The following is a 17,041-nucleotide window of genomic DNA, read 5'->3' on the forward strand; positions in this document are numbered from 1 at the left end:
GTCCGGCTGGAAGCAACGATATGCTCCAGCAGATATTTTCAATCATATGAGGTCATCCACTTTGATAGAACCCTTTTAAGAGAACTGAAAGAATGAAAAAGACAGGCTGAAAACATAAAAAACCAAGTCCATAATGGACTTGGTTTCTCACTTGTTCGTAAATATTACAACATGTATTAGCCGCATGAGGCTATATACGCTAAAGCTTAGGCCAGGGAAGGCTGAATCTTGAACAGATTCCCTGATGCCGGTTCTGGTATGACGCGCTCAGCACTGGAAGCACCCAGCTTGGGCTCTTCAACCGTTACTCTGTAAATATCCGCGCCTAACCCGGTCAGCTTCTCAGCCAGATGAACATAACCACGGTCGATATGATGTACGCCGGAAACCTCCGTTGTACCTTCCGCAATCAGTCCAGTCAGAATCAAGGCAGCACCTGCACGCAGATCTGTTGAGGTCACTTTTGCACCTGTCAATTTAGCATTGCCGGTTACAATAGCGGAACGGCCTTCAACTTTAATCTCCGCATTCATCAGATGAAATTCATCCACATGCATAAAACGATTTTCAAATACGGTTTCCGTGATAATACTGGTTCCTTCAGCGGCAAGTTGAAGTGCCATCATCTGAGACTGCATATCCGTAGGGAAACCAGGATAAGGCAACGTTTTAACGTCAACGGCCTTTAACGGTTTATCCGAAATTACGCGAATTCCATTTTCATCCGGTTGAATGGTTACACCCATTTCTTCCATCTTGGAGATAACCGGTCCCAAATGGTCCGATATCGCGCCTTCTACATATACGTTCCCGCCTGTGATCGCAGCAGCAACCATGTAAGTACCTGCTTCTACCCGGTCGGGAATGACCGTATGCTTCACACCGTGCAGCTTTTCAACACCTTCAATGCGAATAACGCCTGTACCTGCACCGCGCACCTTGGCACCCATACCGTTCAGGAAATTCGCAAGATCAACGATCTCAGGTTCCTTGGCAGCATTTTCAATGGTGGTAATGCCCTCCGCTAGAGTAGCGGCCATCATAATATTTTCGGTCGCACCTACGCTGGCTACATCCAAATAAACTTTGGCTCCGCGTAGACGTCCGTTACTTTTAGCTTCAATAAATCCTTGGCCCAGACTAATCTCGGCGCCCAATGCCTCAAAACCCTTCAAATGCTGATCAATCGGTCGCGTACCAATTGCACATCCGCCTGGAAGCGAAATTCTTGTGTGTCCCAAACGTGTAAGCAACGGCCCCATAACCAAAAACGATGCGCGCATTTTCCTAACCCACTCGTAAGGGGCTTCACAGGAAATTATCTTCCGCGCGTCAACACGAATGACCTCGTCTTGGTATGTAACGCCTGCTCCTAAGGACTCCAGCACTTTGTTAATGGTCATCACATCGTCTAAAGGAGGTGCATCAATGATAACACTTTCTCCTTCTTCTCCTAAAAGAGAAGCGGCGATGATCGGCAGAACTGAGTTTTTGGCTCCGCTGACTTTGACACTCCCGGTCAATCTGTTGCCACCGCGGACGATAAATTTGCTCATCTATGGTTCCCTCCGCGCGTCATTTCCCTTTTCCATCATGGAAAAAAAGAACATTTTCCGCTATTTTCATGCCTTGCTTTTTCATTACATAAAAAAACAAGAATTTACTAATACCCTAACTGCCATCATAACACTGATTAAATCAAGTATACAAGCGTTTTTTACACATGACGACTATTGTGCTTCTAGCCTGCTCGACCAGCTATACACGTATAGTTCTTTTGTTTACCATTGTTGACAATATGGCACGATGTTATTCGACAATTCCCGCAGATACACAGCCATAAAGTCATATAACCCGCCCTCTTCATGTTAAAACACATTCTAAAGCATCTGGCTCCATGAGATATAGCTTAACAGAAACCCGGACACCAGTTGTCCCAAAATAATGGCAAGAAACAAGTGCAGCAATCTGCCCTGTGGTCCCTTTGGATGCCTGATGAACAAATCCAGCTTTAAGCTCTGTAAGGCCCACCAAGCTAACGCTATACAAATGAGCGACACGATCATGGAGACTAGCGCGGTCATACTCGCCGATTGACTTAACTGTTCAGCCAATTGCTGCTTCCCGTTCATCCGTAATCCCTCCCACCTGCGTCACAGACTTCTTTATAATACTCGGCGAACGCCTAATATGCCAGTGCTAATTCTATTTTCAGGACAATTATTTCGACAAAATACGAACATTTTCTTCTGTTTCGTGAATTTAAAAGGTACTATGTACCTAGCTCCTAGGCAAGAAATAGGACTGTACTTTTGGAAATCATATCTAAAAAAAGGGCTCGATCACAGTGATCGAAGGAAGGAAAAGGCTACCTCCTCTTCTTCTGCCGGAACATCATTTGGCAGAAACTATGAAGCGGTCTCCCTGTCATTCCATCCGTATACCATGCCGAACCCTTTTACAATCCAGTTAAACCCAATATTAATTCTTATTGGTTCTGATGCTTGTTGCATTCAGACGGTTAAGTGCCCGTTGCAGGGCTACCTCCGCCCGATGATGGTCTACTTTCTCCTGCTTGCTCTGGAGCCGCAGCTCTGCCCGCTCCCTTGCCGCACGGGCACGCTCCACATCAATATCCTCGGAACGCTCCGCACTTTCAGCCAAAATGACCACTTTATCCTTGCGGACTTCAACAAAGCCCCCATTGACTGCAATCACTTCTGTCTGACCGCCAGTTTTAATACGTACCGGCGCAATCTTCAAGGGAGTGACCAAGGGAAGGTGTCCGGGTAAAATCCCGAGATCGCCTTCCGAGCCGCGAACACTGATGCTGTTTACCTGTTCTGCAAAGACCAGGCGCTCCGGCGTCACAATCTCCAACAAATATGTGCTCACTTGAATCCCTCCTGAAAGCTGCCCGCAGACAACTCACTTCGTAAGGCTCGGCTATTCTTCGCCTGTATGCTACAGCGTTTTGGCTTTTTCTACCGCTTCCTCGATGGCCCCTACAAAAAGGAAGGCCGCTTCTGGAAGATGATCATACTTGCCTTCCAGAATTTCTTTGAAGCTTCGTACAGTTTCTTTAACCGGTACATATTTACCTGGAAAGCCGTTGAACGCTTCGGCAACGTGGAAAGGTTGGGACAAGAAACGCTGGATTTTGCGCGCACGGGCTACCAGCATTTTATCTTCTTCACTCAGCTCGTCCATACCCAGGATAGCAATGATATCCTGAAGCTCGTTATAACGGGCCAAAATTTGTTTTACACCTTGTGCTACATTATAATGCTCTTCACCCACAACTTCCGGAGACAAAATCCGGGAGCTCGACGCGAGTGGATCAACCGCTGGGTAGATACCCATTTCGGAAATTTTACGCTCCAGATTTGTCGTTGCATCCAAATGGGCAAACGTTGTAGCAGGAGCCGGGTCAGTGTAGTCATCCGCAGGTACATAGATCGCCTGAATGGAAGTAACAGAACCCTTTTTAGTAGAAGTAATCCGTTCTTGCAATTGACCCATCTCAGTTGCCAGCGTAGGCTGGTAACCTACTGCCGAAGGCATACGTCCCAAGAGGGCGGAAACCTCGGAACCAGCTTGGGTAAAGCGGAAGATGTTATCAATAAAGAGCAACACGTCACGGCCTTCCTGATCACGGAAATACTCCGCCATCGTCAGACCCGTAAGGGCAACACGCAAGCGCGCGCCTGGAGGCTCGTTCATTTGTCCGAACACCATCGCTGTTTTGTTGATAACGCCGGAATCTCTCATTTCATGGTACAAGTCATTTCCTTCACGTGTGCGTTCACCAACGCCTGCAAATACGGAAATACCACCATGTTCCTGAGCGATATTGTTAATCAATTCCTGGATGGTTACAGTCTTACCTACACCAGCACCACCAAACAATCCGACTTTACCGCCTTTGGCGTAAGGAGCCAGCAGGTCGATAACTTTAATGCCGGTTTCGAGCATTTCTGCTTGAGTTGTCAATTCATCGAAGGCAGGAGCCTGACGGTGAATCGGATTTCTAGCTGTTTCACTCAAATCAGTACCATTATCAATTGGCGTTCCAAGTACGTTAAATACGCGTCCCAGAGTTGCTTCACCGACAGGTACCGAAATAGGTGCTCCCTGATCGATTGCTTCAACTCCACGAACCAGACCATCTGTGGAAGACATGGCAATACAACGCACACGGTTGTCACCAAGGTGTTTCGATGCTTCGAGCGTCAGGTCAACTTTGACTCCGTTCTCCAGCACAGTCCCAATATGAATGGCATTCAGGATTTCCGGAAGCTGTCCGCGTTCAAACTCAACGTCGACAACCGGACCCATGATGCTCACTACGCGTCCTTTGTTCATCTTTTGGTTTCCCTCCTACAAGCTTGCACAGCCGCAAATCCGAACTACACGATTTGTTTTGCGCCCGCAAATTATCATATTAGTATAGGACCAGCTATACAGCAGTCCGCAAAAAAAGCCCATTAAGACTGGGCACTTGCCCCTGCCACGATTTCCGTAATTTCCTGGGTAATAGCCGCTTGACGAGCACGGTTATAGGTCAGCGACAGCTCACCAATCAGCTTCGTAGCATTTTTAGTGGCAGATCCCATTGCTGTCATTTTTGCTCCCAGCTCACTCGCCTTACCGTTCAGCAAAGCACCATAGATGAGTGTTTCCGCGTATCGCGGCAACAGCACTTCCAGCACTCCTTCCGGTGACGGCTCATACTCATAGTTAATCGAGGATGCAGCAGCAGCGGAATCCGGCGTCGCCATAGGCAACAGACGGTCAACGGTTGGAATCTGAGTCAATGCATTAACAAAGCGGTTATAGCATAAATACAGCTCATCAAATTCTTTGAACTCAAAACCCTGCACAGCTTTGTTGGCAATCATCTTGATATCTGCAAAAGCAGGTGTATCCGACAGATCTGTTACCGACTCGGCAATAGGAAACTCGCGGCGTCTGAAATAGTCCCGTCCTTTTCGTCCAATAATGAAAATTGTAAATTCATCCTGTGAACGGTGACGTTCCGCAATTGTCTGTGTAACCTGCCGCAAAATGTTGGCATTATAACCACCAGCCAGACCACGATCAGATGTAATGATGAGATATGCCGTCTTTTTGACCGGACGCGATTCCAGCATCGGGTGCTTAACGTTGTTTGACCCCGAAGCAATACTGGTCACAACTTCCCTAAGCTTTTCCGAATAAGGACGAGCCGCCTCAGCCTTCTCCTGAGCTTTTCTAAGCTTGGATGCAGCTACCATCTCCATCGCTTTCGTAATCTGCTTCGTACTCTGCACACTTTTGATCTGACGTTTAATCTCGCGCATACCTTTTGCCATGATTTCACCACCTTCAAGCTTTGGCAAAGCCAAAGCTACTTCGTAAGCATTCACTTAGCTTTGAAAACCGGTTCTGGATATCCGGCTGTCCATGATGAAGGACAATCCAGCCGGACTAATCATAAAGGGCCTGTTACTGAGGATAAAACATGCCAAGGAAGCCACAGCCCGGAGGGCACGCTTCCTTAGGACACTTCTCGTCATAAACTGGCAAATTCCAATGTATTAAACCGACGTGGCAAATGATTTTTTGAATTTCTCGATAGCTGCTTTGAGAGCCGCATCGTTATCAGGTACCAAGTCTTTTGTATCACGAATAGATTGAAGAATATCTTGATGATCAGACTCCATATAAGAAAGGAAGTCTTTCTCAAAACGTTTCACGTCTGCTACAGGAATATCATCCAGGAAGCCTTTTACCGCAGTGTACAAGCTCACAACCTGTTGCTCTACAGCCAGCGGCTGGTTAACACCCTGTTTCAAAATCTCCATCATACGCGCACCGCGATCCAGACGAGCTTTGGTGGACTTGTCCAAATCGGAACCGAATTGGGAGAACGCTTGAAGCTCACGATATTGGGCGAGATCCAGACGCAGGGAACCTGCAACCTTTTTCATCGCTTTGATCTGAGCCGAACCACCTACACGGGATACAGAAATACCTACGTTAATCGCCGGACGTTGTCCTGCATAGAACAAGTCAGCTTCGAGGAAGATTTGTCCGTCTGTGATGGAAATAACGTTCGTTGGAATATAGGCAGATACGTCGGAAGCCTGTGTTTCGATGAATGGCAACGCAGTTAGCGATCCGCCGCCTAACTCGTCATTCAGCTTTGCCGCACGTTCCAGCAAGCGGGAATGCAGATAGAAAACGTCACCTGGGTATGCCTCACGGCCCGGTGGACGACGCAGCAACAGGGAAAGTTCCCGGTAAGCTGACGCTTGTTTGGTCAAGTCATCGTATACAACCAACACGTGCTCGCCTTTGTACATAAAGTACTCACCCATAGCGCAGCCAGAGTAAGGTGCGATATAGAGCAATGGTGATGGGTCGGAAGCTGCCGCTGTAACGACAATCGTATATTCCAAAGCACCATGACGACGCAAGGTTTCAACGACTTGAGCTACCGTAGATTGCTTTTGGCCGATGGCAACATAAATACATTTCATGCCGCTGCCTTTTTGATTCAAAATCGCGTCAATCGCAATAGAGGTTTTACCTGTTTGACGGTCACCGATGATCAGTTCGCGTTGACCGCGACCAATCGGAACCATCGCATCAATAGCTTTAATCCCCGTCTGCATTGGCTCATGTACCGATTTACGGGCCATAACGCCTGGAGCCTGGCTTTCTACCGGACGGAATTCCGTTGTAGCAATCGGGCCTTTACCGTCTACTGGTTGTCCCAGCGGATTAACAACACGTCCGATCAATGCTTCCCCTACAGGAACCTGCATGATCTGACCTGTACGTTTCACTTGGCCGCCTTCACGGATATCGGAGAATTGACCCAGAATAACAACACCGACATTGCTTTCTTCCACGTTGAGCGCCAAGCCCAAAACGCCGTTTTCGAATTCAACCAATTCACCGGACATGACTTTTTCCAGTCCGTAGACGCGGGCAATACCGTCGCCGACTTCAACAACAGTGCCGACTTCAACGACCTCGATATCATTTTTATATTGTTCAATCTGACTTTTAATCAATGAACTGATTTCTTCAGGTTTGATACTCAAGTGTGTTCACCCCTATCTTCTATACTCGTCTGTTAAAGGATTTCTCGAGACGATCCAGCTTGCCGGCCAGACTGCCGTCGTACAGTGTATCGCCGATAACCACTTTCAATCCGCCCAGCAGACTCGGGTCCACTATGTTTTCCACACGGATTGTTTTATGTTCACGGGCTCCGAATTGCTCGGCTACCGCTGTTTTTTCCTGCTCACTGAGCGCATAAGTGGAATACACCTTTGCATGGGCAAGTCCCAGCTTGTACTCCTGAATATCGAGGTATCCAGCGAGAAGAGATTCGAACAAATCTGCTCTGCTGCGCTGGATCAACAGCTTAATCGTGTTGATCAGTGGGGCAGACAGCTTGCTCTCAAAACTGTTAGCCAGAACCTGAAGCTTGACCGCTTCCGTAATGTTAGGAGAGTTGATGAACTTACGGATTTCAGCATCCCCGGAGACAGCTTCTACAAAAGCACGCAGCTCTTGCTCGGTCTCCATAATGGTTTGCTCTTGCTCCGCCACTTCAAACAAAGCTTTCGCATACCGTTTGGCAACTACCGTATCCCGGCTCATGCTTTGCCTCCTACCTCTTTAAGGTACTGGTCGACAAGCTCTCCCTGGACTTGGTCTTCCTTGATTTCTTTTTGAATCAGCTTGGAAGCGATTTGTACTGAAGCCCGGCCCACTTCGCTGCGCAGCTCGGCAACTGCCTTATTGCGCTCGCTTGTGATCTCACGAACAGCTTCGTCTTTCAGGCGGACAGCTTCGTCCTTGGCCTGAACAATAATTTGCTCCGCTTGCTTGCTACCTGTTTGTTTCGACTGCTCAATAATATCGTAGGCTTCTTTACGTGCCTGTTGGAGAGCCTGCTTTTGCTCCTCAACATAGGCAGTAGCCTGTTCACGCGTCTGTGCCGCTTCATTCATTTGCTTCAAAACAAGCTCACGCCGCTTCTCCATGATTGAAAAGAGGGGGCCGAATGCATAACGGGTCAGCAACCAGTACAAGATCAAAAATGCAATTATAGTAAAAACGATACTTGTCCAATTAAAATGCAATTGAAGTCACTCCTTTCCGGTGAACGTCAGTCCTAGATCTTTCATTCTTCAAACGAACAAAGAAGGCGCGGATGGCTGTGCCTTCCCCGCCAAACCTTGCTTCCATTCAATTAAGCTGCTGCGTAGAAAATGAATGCCAGAACGACACCGATGATTGGCAGTGCTTCGACCAGACCTACACCGATAAACATGACAGTTTGCAATGAAGCTTTTGCTTCTGGCTGACGAGCGATACCTTCAACTGTTTTACTTACGATCAGACCGTTACCAATACCTGCGCCGAGCGCACCCAAACCTACTGCGATAGCTGCTGCTATTAATGCCCAAGCTCCCATTTTAAAAATCCTCCTTAGAGATGTGTATTTGTGTTGTACATGTATTTGCAGTTAAGAGCGAAGCGCACTCCTGAACTTAACTAAAAACCGGAAACTGAAATGACCTAATGCTCTTCTTCATGCGTATCGATTGCCTGTGAAATATACACGAACGTCAAAATGGTAAAGACGAACGCCTGAATACTGCCGACAAAGATACTGAATCCTTGCCATACAACCAGCCCCAATACGGAGGCAATCCACCCTCCAACACCAATTGCCGTCAATTTCAGCAGTACACTAATCAAAACCTCGCCGGCAAAAATATTACCGAATAGACGCATACCATGTGTCAAAAGTTTCGAGAACTGCTCAATCAGGTTAATTGGCAAAAAGAAAGGGAATGGCTGAATGTAATGCTTGAAGTATGCTTTGGTGTTACGGAAGATTCCCAGGAAATGAACCAGGACAAAGATCATCAATGCCAGACCAATGGACACCCCTGCATCTGCGGTAGGTGACTTCCACCAGTTGACACCCACGTGGGCAGATTCGCCCGGATGAGACGCTTGTGCCTGTTCTAATGCTTCCTTGACTGGAATGATTTCATGTCCAAATACTTGGGCACTTTGCGCATTATCGAATTCGGTCACAATCCCGAACGGTAAGCCCAGCATATTTCCGACAAAAATGAACATGATCAGCGTCATCCCCAAGGAGAGGAATGGCTTCCCTTTTTTCAAATCCATCGTGCTGGTAATCAGTCCTTGAACGAATTCCACGACCCATTCCATAAAGTTTTGCAGCTTGCTTGGATTGTCTACAGACAAATTGCGTGTTGCAGCAAAAGCCAGTCCAAACACAATCGCGCAAGTTACAAAAAGCATAATAATGACGGACAAGTCAATGTTAAACCCGCCCAATTCGATAATCGGTGATTCATGCAACATGTTTTCTCACCCCTTTCTCAGTTGAGCCATCATTTTTCCTGTAGCGCGAATATGATGCCTATAATTAAAAGAAGAAACTGTCCAGTTACCAGGCTTGCCATTACAGCGATCTCATGGAAATAGGCCGGAAATTCTATCGCCAGCACTACCGCCAAAATAGAGGTCGCTACACGAACTCCAAAGCCGATGCCCACCCTTTTCTTCTTGCCTTCACCGGCGGCCGCACTCGCAACCTGTCGAATTTTGTAGGCCATATACAGCACATTAAGACAGCTTACTCCCGTTCCCAGAATGATTCCGTGAGCAATGTCACGATGTTGGGGCATGAAGGCGGAGACCAGGAAACACAGAGCCATAATACAAAGCGCTACGATCCATAACATTTTTTGCATTCGGGTCATCTCACTCATGGTTATCCCTCAATACCTTTCCGATCACAAGGGCAATACTCAATGCGCCTACAACCAAGCCTGCGAGAACGCTTACGCCAATCCAAATTCCGGAACCACCAAGTTTGGCGTCTAGCCACTTTCCGGCATAAAAACCACCCAGTGTGCACACGGCTAAATCAATGCCGATAGCGCTCACCAGTCCAATTGCCTTGAAGGCATTTCCGGTGTTATTTCGGTTGTTGTTTTGCTTGGAAGGTTTGACCACTTTTCCATGCCACCCCTGCAATTCCAGTCCATTTTACTTAAATATAAGATGCTTTGTCAATTGAGATATTTTAGCGCCCTAAAGTATAGAATCAGTCAACAAAGCATCTTAAAATGCCGTATCCCTTGGTAACCGTACAGTTTAACTGTATGCTTGCCTTGTAAAGAATAATTATATCGGACGAACATCTTTTGTGAACATTGTGTGAAATTCTTCAGGACGTTCGGATTGAACACCATAATGGTGCAAAATCGCATTGACAATTCTTACTGATGCCTGTCCATCGCCGTAAGGGTTCGCTGCCTGGCTCATAGACTCGTACAACGCGGAATCTGTCAAAAGTGCCTTGGTCCGATTGTACACGTTCTCTTCGCTCGTACCCACCAGTTCCAAGGTACCCGCTTCAATGCCTTCCGGTCTTTCAGTCGTATCACGCAGCACCAGAACAGGTACTCCGAACGAAGGCGCTTCTTCCTGAAGACCACCGGAATCGGTAAGAATGAGATGAGTGTGCGGATAAAAATTGTGTAAATCCACCACATCCAGCGGATCAATCAGTTTAATACTCGGATGGTTGCCTAAAATCTCAAATGCAGGCTCCTTCACAGCCGGACTTGGATGAACGGGATACACAATAGCAATATCCTCAAACTCGTCCGCGATCCGTTTGACCGCACTAAAAATTTGGCGATGTGGTTCCCCCTGGGACTCCCGACGGTGTGCCGTCATCAGAATCAAACGCTTGCCTTTAGCCCATTCCAGCACCGGATGCTCGTAATCCTGGCGAACCGTATACTGAAATACGTCAGTCACGGTATTGCCTGTTACATATATTCGCGATTCAGGTTTATTTTCCTTCCGCAAATTCCCAGCCGATAAAGATGTAGGAGAAAAATGAAGATCAGACAGCACTCCTGTCAGTTGACGGTTCATTTCCTCAGGATATGGAGATAGTTTGTTCCACGTCCGCAAGCCCGCTTCCACATGCCCCACTTCGATCTGTTGCATAAAGGCCGCATAGCTGGCCAGGAAAGTCGTCAGCGTATCGCCGTGAACGAGTACAATATCCGGCTTTGCCTCACGTAATACAGGCTCTAAACCTTGAAGCACACGAATGGAAATTTCATTAAGCGTCTGACGATCCTTCATCACATCCAGATCATAGTCAGGGTGAATATTAAATACTTCCAGAACCTGATCGAGCATTTGGCGATGTTGAGCCGTTACGCATACTACAGACTCGATATGCTCGGGGTGACGTTGAAGCTCCAAAATAAGAGGAGCCATCTTAATCGCTTCCGGACGCACGCCAAAAATAGTCATCACTTTGATTTTGGACATTTTCTGTTGAACCCCTTTTCAAAATAAACGCCCGACTCCAAGATCGTTCTCCTATGAAAAACGACTTGTCCGTAACGCCCATATATTATGCCTAATGACCAGAGGCCGTTTACTTGGTTCCGTACAAACGGTCTCCCGCGTCACCAAGACCAGGAATAATGTAGCCGTGATCATCCAGACGCTCGTCCAGTGCAGCAACATAAATATCTACATCGGGGTGGGCATCCTGAACAGCCTTGACTCCCTCGGGAGCGGCAATCAAATTCATCATTTTAATTTGGGTGCAGCCTCTCTTTTTCAACACATCAATAGCCGCGATCGCCGAGCCGCCTGTTGCCAGCATCGGATCAATTACGATCAATTCACGCTCAGTCACGTCTGTAGGCAGCTTCGTATAGTATTCCACAGGCTGCAATGTCTCGGGATCACGGAACAGTCCCACATGCCCTACCTTTGCTGCCGGCAGCAGTTTGACAACGCCATCCAGCATACCCAGGCCTGCGCGCAAGATTGGAATGAGGCCCAGCATACGACCGGAAATCACTTTACCTTCCGTCTCAGCAACCGGTGTCTGCACCGTAATGCTCTCCAGCGGGATATCCCGCGTAATTTCATAAGCCATCAATGTTGCTACTTCATCCACCAGTTCGCGGAAATCCTTGGTGTTGGTCCGCACATCGCGGATAAATGTAAGTTTGTGTTGGATCAAAGGGTGATCACAAACCACCAGTTTTGCCATGATATATTCCCTCCGGTATTATCGTCACGTTCTTTCGCACCAGAATATTGAACATTCTGCATGGAAAGGATCTATGTAACCTATTTGTACAAACCAAATAAGCACAGATGCAATGCGTGCCTGTAAATCCTGTTTATTATAACATTCCCTTGATTGATTTAACACCTGCCACCGCAACCTTTTGTCAAGAGGAAGATATGACAGGTAAAAAGCATACTTTGCCCACTTCAGGGGTGACTTTTGTCATACAAAAAGTGCATAAAAAAAGCTCTGACGGCACTTGACCGTCAAAGCCTTTGAACTTCGGACTACCCACCCAAGCTACAGGCATTGTGTCCTGATACAGTATCAATCTTTTATCTAAACTTCAAATTGTCCCATGCCCCCTGAAATTGCCCGAGCATTTCGTCCTTCGTAATAACCCCTGCAATATAGGCCTGCATGCTGCTGCTGAGATCCTGATTCAGTCCCTTCGGGAAACGTTGAAAGTTCCAGCTCCATATCTTTCCTTCCTTCACATGCTTGGATATCTCAGCACCCAGATCACCTGTCGTCTCGTCACTGGAGGGGATGCTTCTAAAGGCGGGTACGAATTTGAACTCCTTGGTGATGTAATGCTTGCCCGTTTCCGAAGTGACCAGCCAGTTGAGAAAATCCTTTGCTTCCTGCTTCACAGGCGAATTTTTATTCACCACCCAATTGGATGCCACACCCACAGCGAGTCTGCCCCCTTCGGACGGATCATTATCAATGGGCGTGGGCAGGATGCCCAGATTCAGATCCGGGTTAATTCCATCAATTTGCGGCTGAGTCCAGTTCCCTTGGTGCATCATCGCAGCCTTTCCTGTCGCAAACAACGTCACCTGTGTATTGTAATCCGTCGTAAGCGGGTTACGGTTACCATATTTCAGGGTCAGGTCAAGCAACTTCACCCACTGATCAAACACAGGGTTACCGGGGATGCGGGCCATTCCCTTGTTTAAATCCTCCACATATGTCTCTGGGTTCGGCTGTCTGGCAAACGGGATATTAATAAAATGGTTCCCCAGCACCCACCATTCCGCATACCCGTTAGCAAACGGTGTAATCCCCGCAGCCTTCAGGCGTTTAGCCGCTTCTTCCAGCTCATTTATCGTCTGAGGAAGCTTGGTTATCCCCGCCTTTTTGAACAAATCCTTATTATAAACAAAACCAAAGCCCTCCAGATTCATAGGCTGTCCGTAAATTTTACCGTTGACGGTCATCGGCTTGCGGGCGAAATCATCCAAATCCTTGACCCATGGCTGATCCGACAGATCCTCCAAATACTCAAACCACGTATCGCGGTCCTGGTATCCCTCATTCGTGAAAATGTCCGGCTGATCTCCCGATGCGAATTTGGCTTTCAACGAAGCTCCGTAATCCGTTCCGCCTCCGACAGACTGTATATCCAGCTTGATGCCCGGATGTGTTTTTTCATAATCTGCCTTCAGCTTGTTCAGCGGCTCCGAAATTTCTACCTTGAACTGATAGATGTGTATTGTCTTCGTCCCGCCCTGTTGAGCCTGCGTATTTCCACAACCCGAAAGCGTACATGCGAGCAACACGATCAGAGAAAGGACAAGCAGCGCTGTTTTGTTCATCGTTTATCCCTCCCGTCATCCTTTGACCGCACCGGCTGCAATGCCGGAAACGATGTATTTTTGCATCACCAGAAAAAACACAACAATAGGCGTAATCCCTAACACCAGCGCTGGCAGCGCCAAATCCCATTGCTTGGTATACTGGCCGAACAGCATATAGGTGGCAATGGGAATCGTGCGCAGCTCAGGATCATTCAAAATAAGCGAAGGCAGCAGATAGTCATTCCAGATCCATAAAGTATTCAAAATAAGCACGGTTACAAACACGGGCAGCAGCAGCGGACAAACGATGCGAAAGAACACACCGTACCGAGAGGAACCATCTACCCTCGCTGCCTGCTCGACCTCAATAGGCACCGATTTAATAAAGCCATGAAATAGAAACACAGATAAAGGCGCGCCAAAGCCCAAATAGCACAAAATCAGGCCCGGTATACTGTTGTTCAGGCTGAGTACGTTGGACACCTCCATCAGAGGCAGCATGATAGATTGGAAGGGAACCACCATGGCAGCCACGAGCAGACCGAACAGGAAGCGATTAAAACGTGTATCATGCCGAACCATCTGGTAAGCAGCCATCGAGCTGATTAGCAGCAGAAGTGCATTGCTGACAATCGTGACGATTAACGAATTCCCCAGTGCTGTAGGAAAATTTATTTTATTCCAGGCATTCGCATAGTTCTCAAAATGGAAGGTCATCGGCCACGAGGCAGAATGAGCCAAAATGTCGCCAAAGGATTTAACGGAATTGACGAGCAAAAAGTAGAACGGAACCAGAAAGATCAACCCGATCACAATGAGCAGGATTTCAGCAACCCATATGCCCAAACGGTAGTTTGATGTTTTCCCCATTACATTTCGACCTCCTTTTTCTTCGTCAGACGCACCTGAATGCTGGTAATGATCGCAACGATGACAAAGAAAATAATGGCTTTGGCTGTACCCAATCCAAGGCGGTTATTTGTAAACGCTTCATTATATATGTCCAACGCAACAGACTCCGTCGACTTGAAGGGTCCGCCCTTGGTCAGCGCCAAATTCAACTCAAATACTTTAAAGGACCAGGATATCGCCAGAAACAGGCAGACGGTTACGGCTGGCATAATTAACGGCACCACGATATGACGCAAAATCTGTCTGCGGCTCGCACCGTCAATCTGGGCAGATTCTATAAGAGCATGAGGGACATTATTTAACGAGGATATGTAAATAACCATAAGATAGCCGGCATATTGCCATACAAATACAATGACGGTTCCCCAGAAAGCGGTTGGCCCGTCACCAAGCCACGGCAGATTGAAGAAGGACAGTCCTGTAGCCTCTCCCACCGCAGAAAAGCCGCGCACAAAGATAAACTGCCAGATGAATCCCAACAGCAAACCTCCGATCATATTAGGCATAAAAAATACAGTACGCAGCGCATTACGGGTACGCAACGGCTTTGTAAGAACATACGCCAGGAAAAAGCCGATCAGGTTGGTCAGAATCACACCACATACGGTAAAACGGACCGTGAACCAGAACGCATTACGGAAGTCTGGATCATCCCTGAAAATGTGTACGTAATTCCCTAACCCGAGCCACTGAACATTTTCAGATACTCCATCCCAGTTCGTCATGGAATAATACAGACCCAGCAGGAATGGAATGACCATAATCAAGACGAAAAACAACGCCAACGGTCCTACAAATATGAGCTGCTGTAATAACTGCGCGGATTTTCTTTGACTCAATGCAATCACTCCTTTGTTGTAGATCATGAAGGAAAGCGCAGACAAATCCTTACCGTAATCGCTTATTACCCAAAAATGTAAGTTTCGAGTCGTTAGAAATCAAAAAAAGACTGTTTCTCCTCCGGCTTACGGAAGAAAAACAGCCTTATCAAACAAGTAAATAGATTAGTATTGAGTACCTGGGTAGATCGGGAATTTGTCTGTCAGTTCGCCAACAGCTTGGCTGGCTTTAGACAATACCGTATCATCCTTCGGATTTTTGAGAGTTTCAGCAATGATTTTACCGATTTTGACCATAGCCTCTTCATCCATACCACGGGATGTTGCAGCAGGTGTACCAATGCGGATTCCGCTGGTAACGAATGGACTGGTCGGGTCGAAAGGAATCGCGTTTTTGTTGACCGTGATGCCCACGGAATCCAGTACATGCTCCGCTTCTTTTCCAGTGATGTTCAAGTTACGCGTGTCCAGCAGCATCAAGTGATTATCCGTACCGCCGGATACAATGTTAATGCCTTCAGCCAGCAATGTCTCAGCCAGCACCTGGGCGTTGCGAACTACGTTTTGCGCATAGGTTTTGAAGGAAGGCTGGAGCGCTTCACCCAAGGCAACAGCTTTAGATGCGATCACATGCATCAACGGACCCCCTTGAGTACCTGGGAAAATCGCTTTATCAATTGCTTGTGCCCACGCTTTGCGAGTCAGAATCAGACCCCCACGCGGACCACGCAGCGTTTTGTGTGTCGTTGTTGTAACAAATTGAGCATGTGGAACCGGGCTTGGGTGAATACCCGCTGCCACAAGACCCGCGATATGTGCCATATCGACCATGAACAGAGCGCCCACATCGTTGGCAATGGAAGCGAAGGCTTCAAAATCGATGGTACGCGGATACGCGCTCGCTCCGGCTACAATCAGACGAGGGCGATGCTTGAAGGCTGCCTTGCGCACTTCATCATAGTCGATGCGGAAGTTGTCTTCACGTACGCCGTAAGCGGCAAAGTTATACAGCAAGCCGGAGGCGTTAACCGGACTTCCGTGTGTCAGATGGCCACCGTGCGCCAGGTTCATACCCAGTACGGTATCTCCAGGTTTAAGAGCTGCCAGATATACTGCCATGTTCGCTTGCGCTCCCGAGTGAGCCTGTACGTTAGCATGCTCTGCACCGAACAGTTCTTTGGCACGGTCGCGTGCAATGTCCTCGACGATATCCACATGCTCACAGCCACCGTAGTAGCGTTTGCTTGGATAACCTTCAGCATATTTATTCGTCAATACGGAGCCCATTGCTTCCATTACCGCTTCGCTGACGATATTTTCGGATGCGATCAGCTCGATATTGTGGCGTTGTCGTTTCAGTTCAAGTCCCATTGCTTCCAGCACTGCCGGGTCACTTTTACGCAGATGTTCCATCATGATTGATTACTCCCTCTCCATGGTCAATTGTCAGGTATACAGGCAAGCGCCTGCTCCTCTGTTGGGCACCTCATCATCAATGCAAAAAAGATCAGTACAAACATGCAGTCCAAGCCAAAATACAA

General features: G+C 47.6%; 18 protein-coding genes. All 18 read right to left on the reverse strand.

What is annotated here, in order from left to right; translation table 11 throughout:
* Positions 1-206: 206 nt before the first annotated feature.
* The 18 genes from murA to glyA all read right to left on the reverse strand — a co-directional run bounded on the left by murA (position 207) and on the right by glyA (position 16,916).
* On the reverse strand, positions 207-1,556 hold the full coding sequence (gene murA / locus E0698_RS13790) for a UDP-N-acetylglucosamine 1-carboxyvinyltransferase (RefSeq protein WP_134912166.1): 1,350 nt from the start codon (positions 1,554-1,556) through the stop codon (positions 207-209).
* 324 nt (positions 1,557-1,880) lie between these two features.
* Entirely contained in the window at positions 1,881-2,132 is a 252-nt protein-coding gene (locus tag E0698_RS13795) for a DUF1146 family protein (RefSeq protein ID WP_025683770.1), read from the reverse strand.
* A 349-nt stretch (positions 2,133-2,481) separates the two neighbouring features.
* Positions 2,482-2,895, reverse strand: coding sequence for a F0F1 ATP synthase subunit epsilon (locus E0698_RS13800; RefSeq protein ID WP_025683771.1), 414 nt, complete (start codon positions 2,893-2,895; stop codon positions 2,482-2,484).
* 69 nt (positions 2,896-2,964) lie between these two features.
* Positions 2,965-4,365: a F0F1 ATP synthase subunit beta gene (atpD, locus tag E0698_RS13805; protein ID WP_025683772.1), complete on the reverse strand. Its 1,401-nt coding sequence runs from the start codon at positions 4,363-4,365 to the stop codon at positions 2,965-2,967.
* 122 nt (positions 4,366-4,487) lie between these two features.
* Positions 4,488-5,354 (reverse strand): ATP synthase F1 subunit gamma, encoded by an 867-nt coding sequence (gene atpG / locus E0698_RS13810; protein WP_192511927.1) that lies wholly within the window; start codon positions 5,352-5,354, stop codon positions 4,488-4,490.
* Between the two features lie 225 nt (positions 5,355-5,579).
* Positions 5,580-7,094, reverse strand: coding sequence for a F0F1 ATP synthase subunit alpha (gene atpA, locus E0698_RS13815; protein ID WP_025683774.1), 1,515 nt, complete (start codon positions 7,092-7,094; stop codon positions 5,580-5,582).
* A gap of 19 nt (positions 7,095-7,113) precedes the next feature.
* Positions 7,114-7,659 (reverse strand): F0F1 ATP synthase subunit delta, encoded by a 546-nt coding sequence (locus tag E0698_RS13820; protein ID WP_044646223.1) that lies wholly within the window; start codon positions 7,657-7,659, stop codon positions 7,114-7,116.
* Entirely contained in the window at positions 7,656-8,144 is a 489-nt protein-coding gene (gene atpF / locus E0698_RS13825; RefSeq protein ID WP_192511928.1) for a F0F1 ATP synthase subunit B, read from the reverse strand. The genes E0698_RS13820 and atpF overlap by 4 nt, the downstream gene beginning before the upstream one ends.
* A 110-nt stretch (positions 8,145-8,254) precedes the next feature.
* The gene (atpE, locus tag E0698_RS13830; protein WP_014278475.1) at positions 8,255-8,479 is read right to left on the reverse strand and encodes a F0F1 ATP synthase subunit C; all 225 of its coding nucleotides are present in this window, start codon (positions 8,477-8,479) and stop codon (positions 8,255-8,257) included.
* A 104-nt stretch (positions 8,480-8,583) separates the two neighbouring features.
* On the reverse strand, positions 8,584-9,408 hold the full coding sequence (gene atpB / locus E0698_RS13835) for a F0F1 ATP synthase subunit A (protein ID WP_192511929.1): 825 nt from the start codon (positions 9,406-9,408) through the stop codon (positions 8,584-8,586).
* Between the two features lie 29 nt (positions 9,409-9,437).
* Positions 9,438-9,818 (reverse strand): ATP synthase subunit I, encoded by a 381-nt coding sequence (locus E0698_RS13840; protein ID WP_044646220.1) that lies wholly within the window; start codon positions 9,816-9,818, stop codon positions 9,438-9,440.
* Positions 9,811-10,065, reverse strand: a complete 255-nt coding sequence (locus E0698_RS13845) for an AtpZ/AtpI family protein (protein WP_025683780.1) — start codon at positions 10,063-10,065, stop codon at positions 9,811-9,813. Before E0698_RS13845 ends, E0698_RS13840 begins: the two co-directional genes overlap by 8 nt.
* Before the next feature lie 171 nt (positions 10,066-10,236).
* A complete protein-coding gene (gene wecB / locus E0698_RS13850; protein ID WP_192511930.1) occupies positions 10,237-11,406 on the reverse strand; it encodes a non-hydrolyzing UDP-N-acetylglucosamine 2-epimerase in 1,170 nt (389 codons plus the stop codon).
* Positions 11,407-11,515: 109 nt separating this feature from the next.
* Positions 11,516-12,145, reverse strand: coding sequence for a uracil phosphoribosyltransferase (gene upp, locus E0698_RS13855; RefSeq protein WP_013312332.1), 630 nt, complete (start codon positions 12,143-12,145; stop codon positions 11,516-11,518).
* A 356-nt stretch (positions 12,146-12,501) separates the two neighbouring features.
* Positions 12,502-13,767 (reverse strand): ABC transporter substrate-binding protein, encoded by a 1,266-nt coding sequence (locus E0698_RS13860; protein WP_134912161.1) that lies wholly within the window; start codon positions 13,765-13,767, stop codon positions 12,502-12,504.
* 15 nt (positions 13,768-13,782) lie between these two features.
* A complete protein-coding gene (locus E0698_RS13865) occupies positions 13,783-14,619 on the reverse strand; it encodes a carbohydrate ABC transporter permease (RefSeq protein ID WP_192511931.1) in 837 nt (278 codons plus the stop codon).
* Complete coding sequence (locus tag E0698_RS13870; RefSeq protein ID WP_149095556.1) at positions 14,619-15,500, reverse strand: carbohydrate ABC transporter permease; 882 nt, start codon at positions 15,498-15,500, stop codon at positions 14,619-14,621. Before E0698_RS13870 ends, E0698_RS13865 begins: the two co-directional genes overlap by 1 nt.
* Before the next feature lie 165 nt (positions 15,501-15,665).
* Positions 15,666-16,916, reverse strand: a complete 1,251-nt coding sequence (glyA, locus tag E0698_RS13875) for a serine hydroxymethyltransferase (RefSeq protein ID WP_134912158.1) — start codon at positions 16,914-16,916, stop codon at positions 15,666-15,668.
* Positions 16,917-17,041 lie beyond the last annotated feature (125 nt).

The sequence above is a fragment of the Paenibacillus sp. 23TSA30-6 genome (assembly GCF_014858585.1).
Taxonomy (GTDB): Bacteria; Bacillota; Bacilli; order Paenibacillales; family Paenibacillaceae; genus Paenibacillus.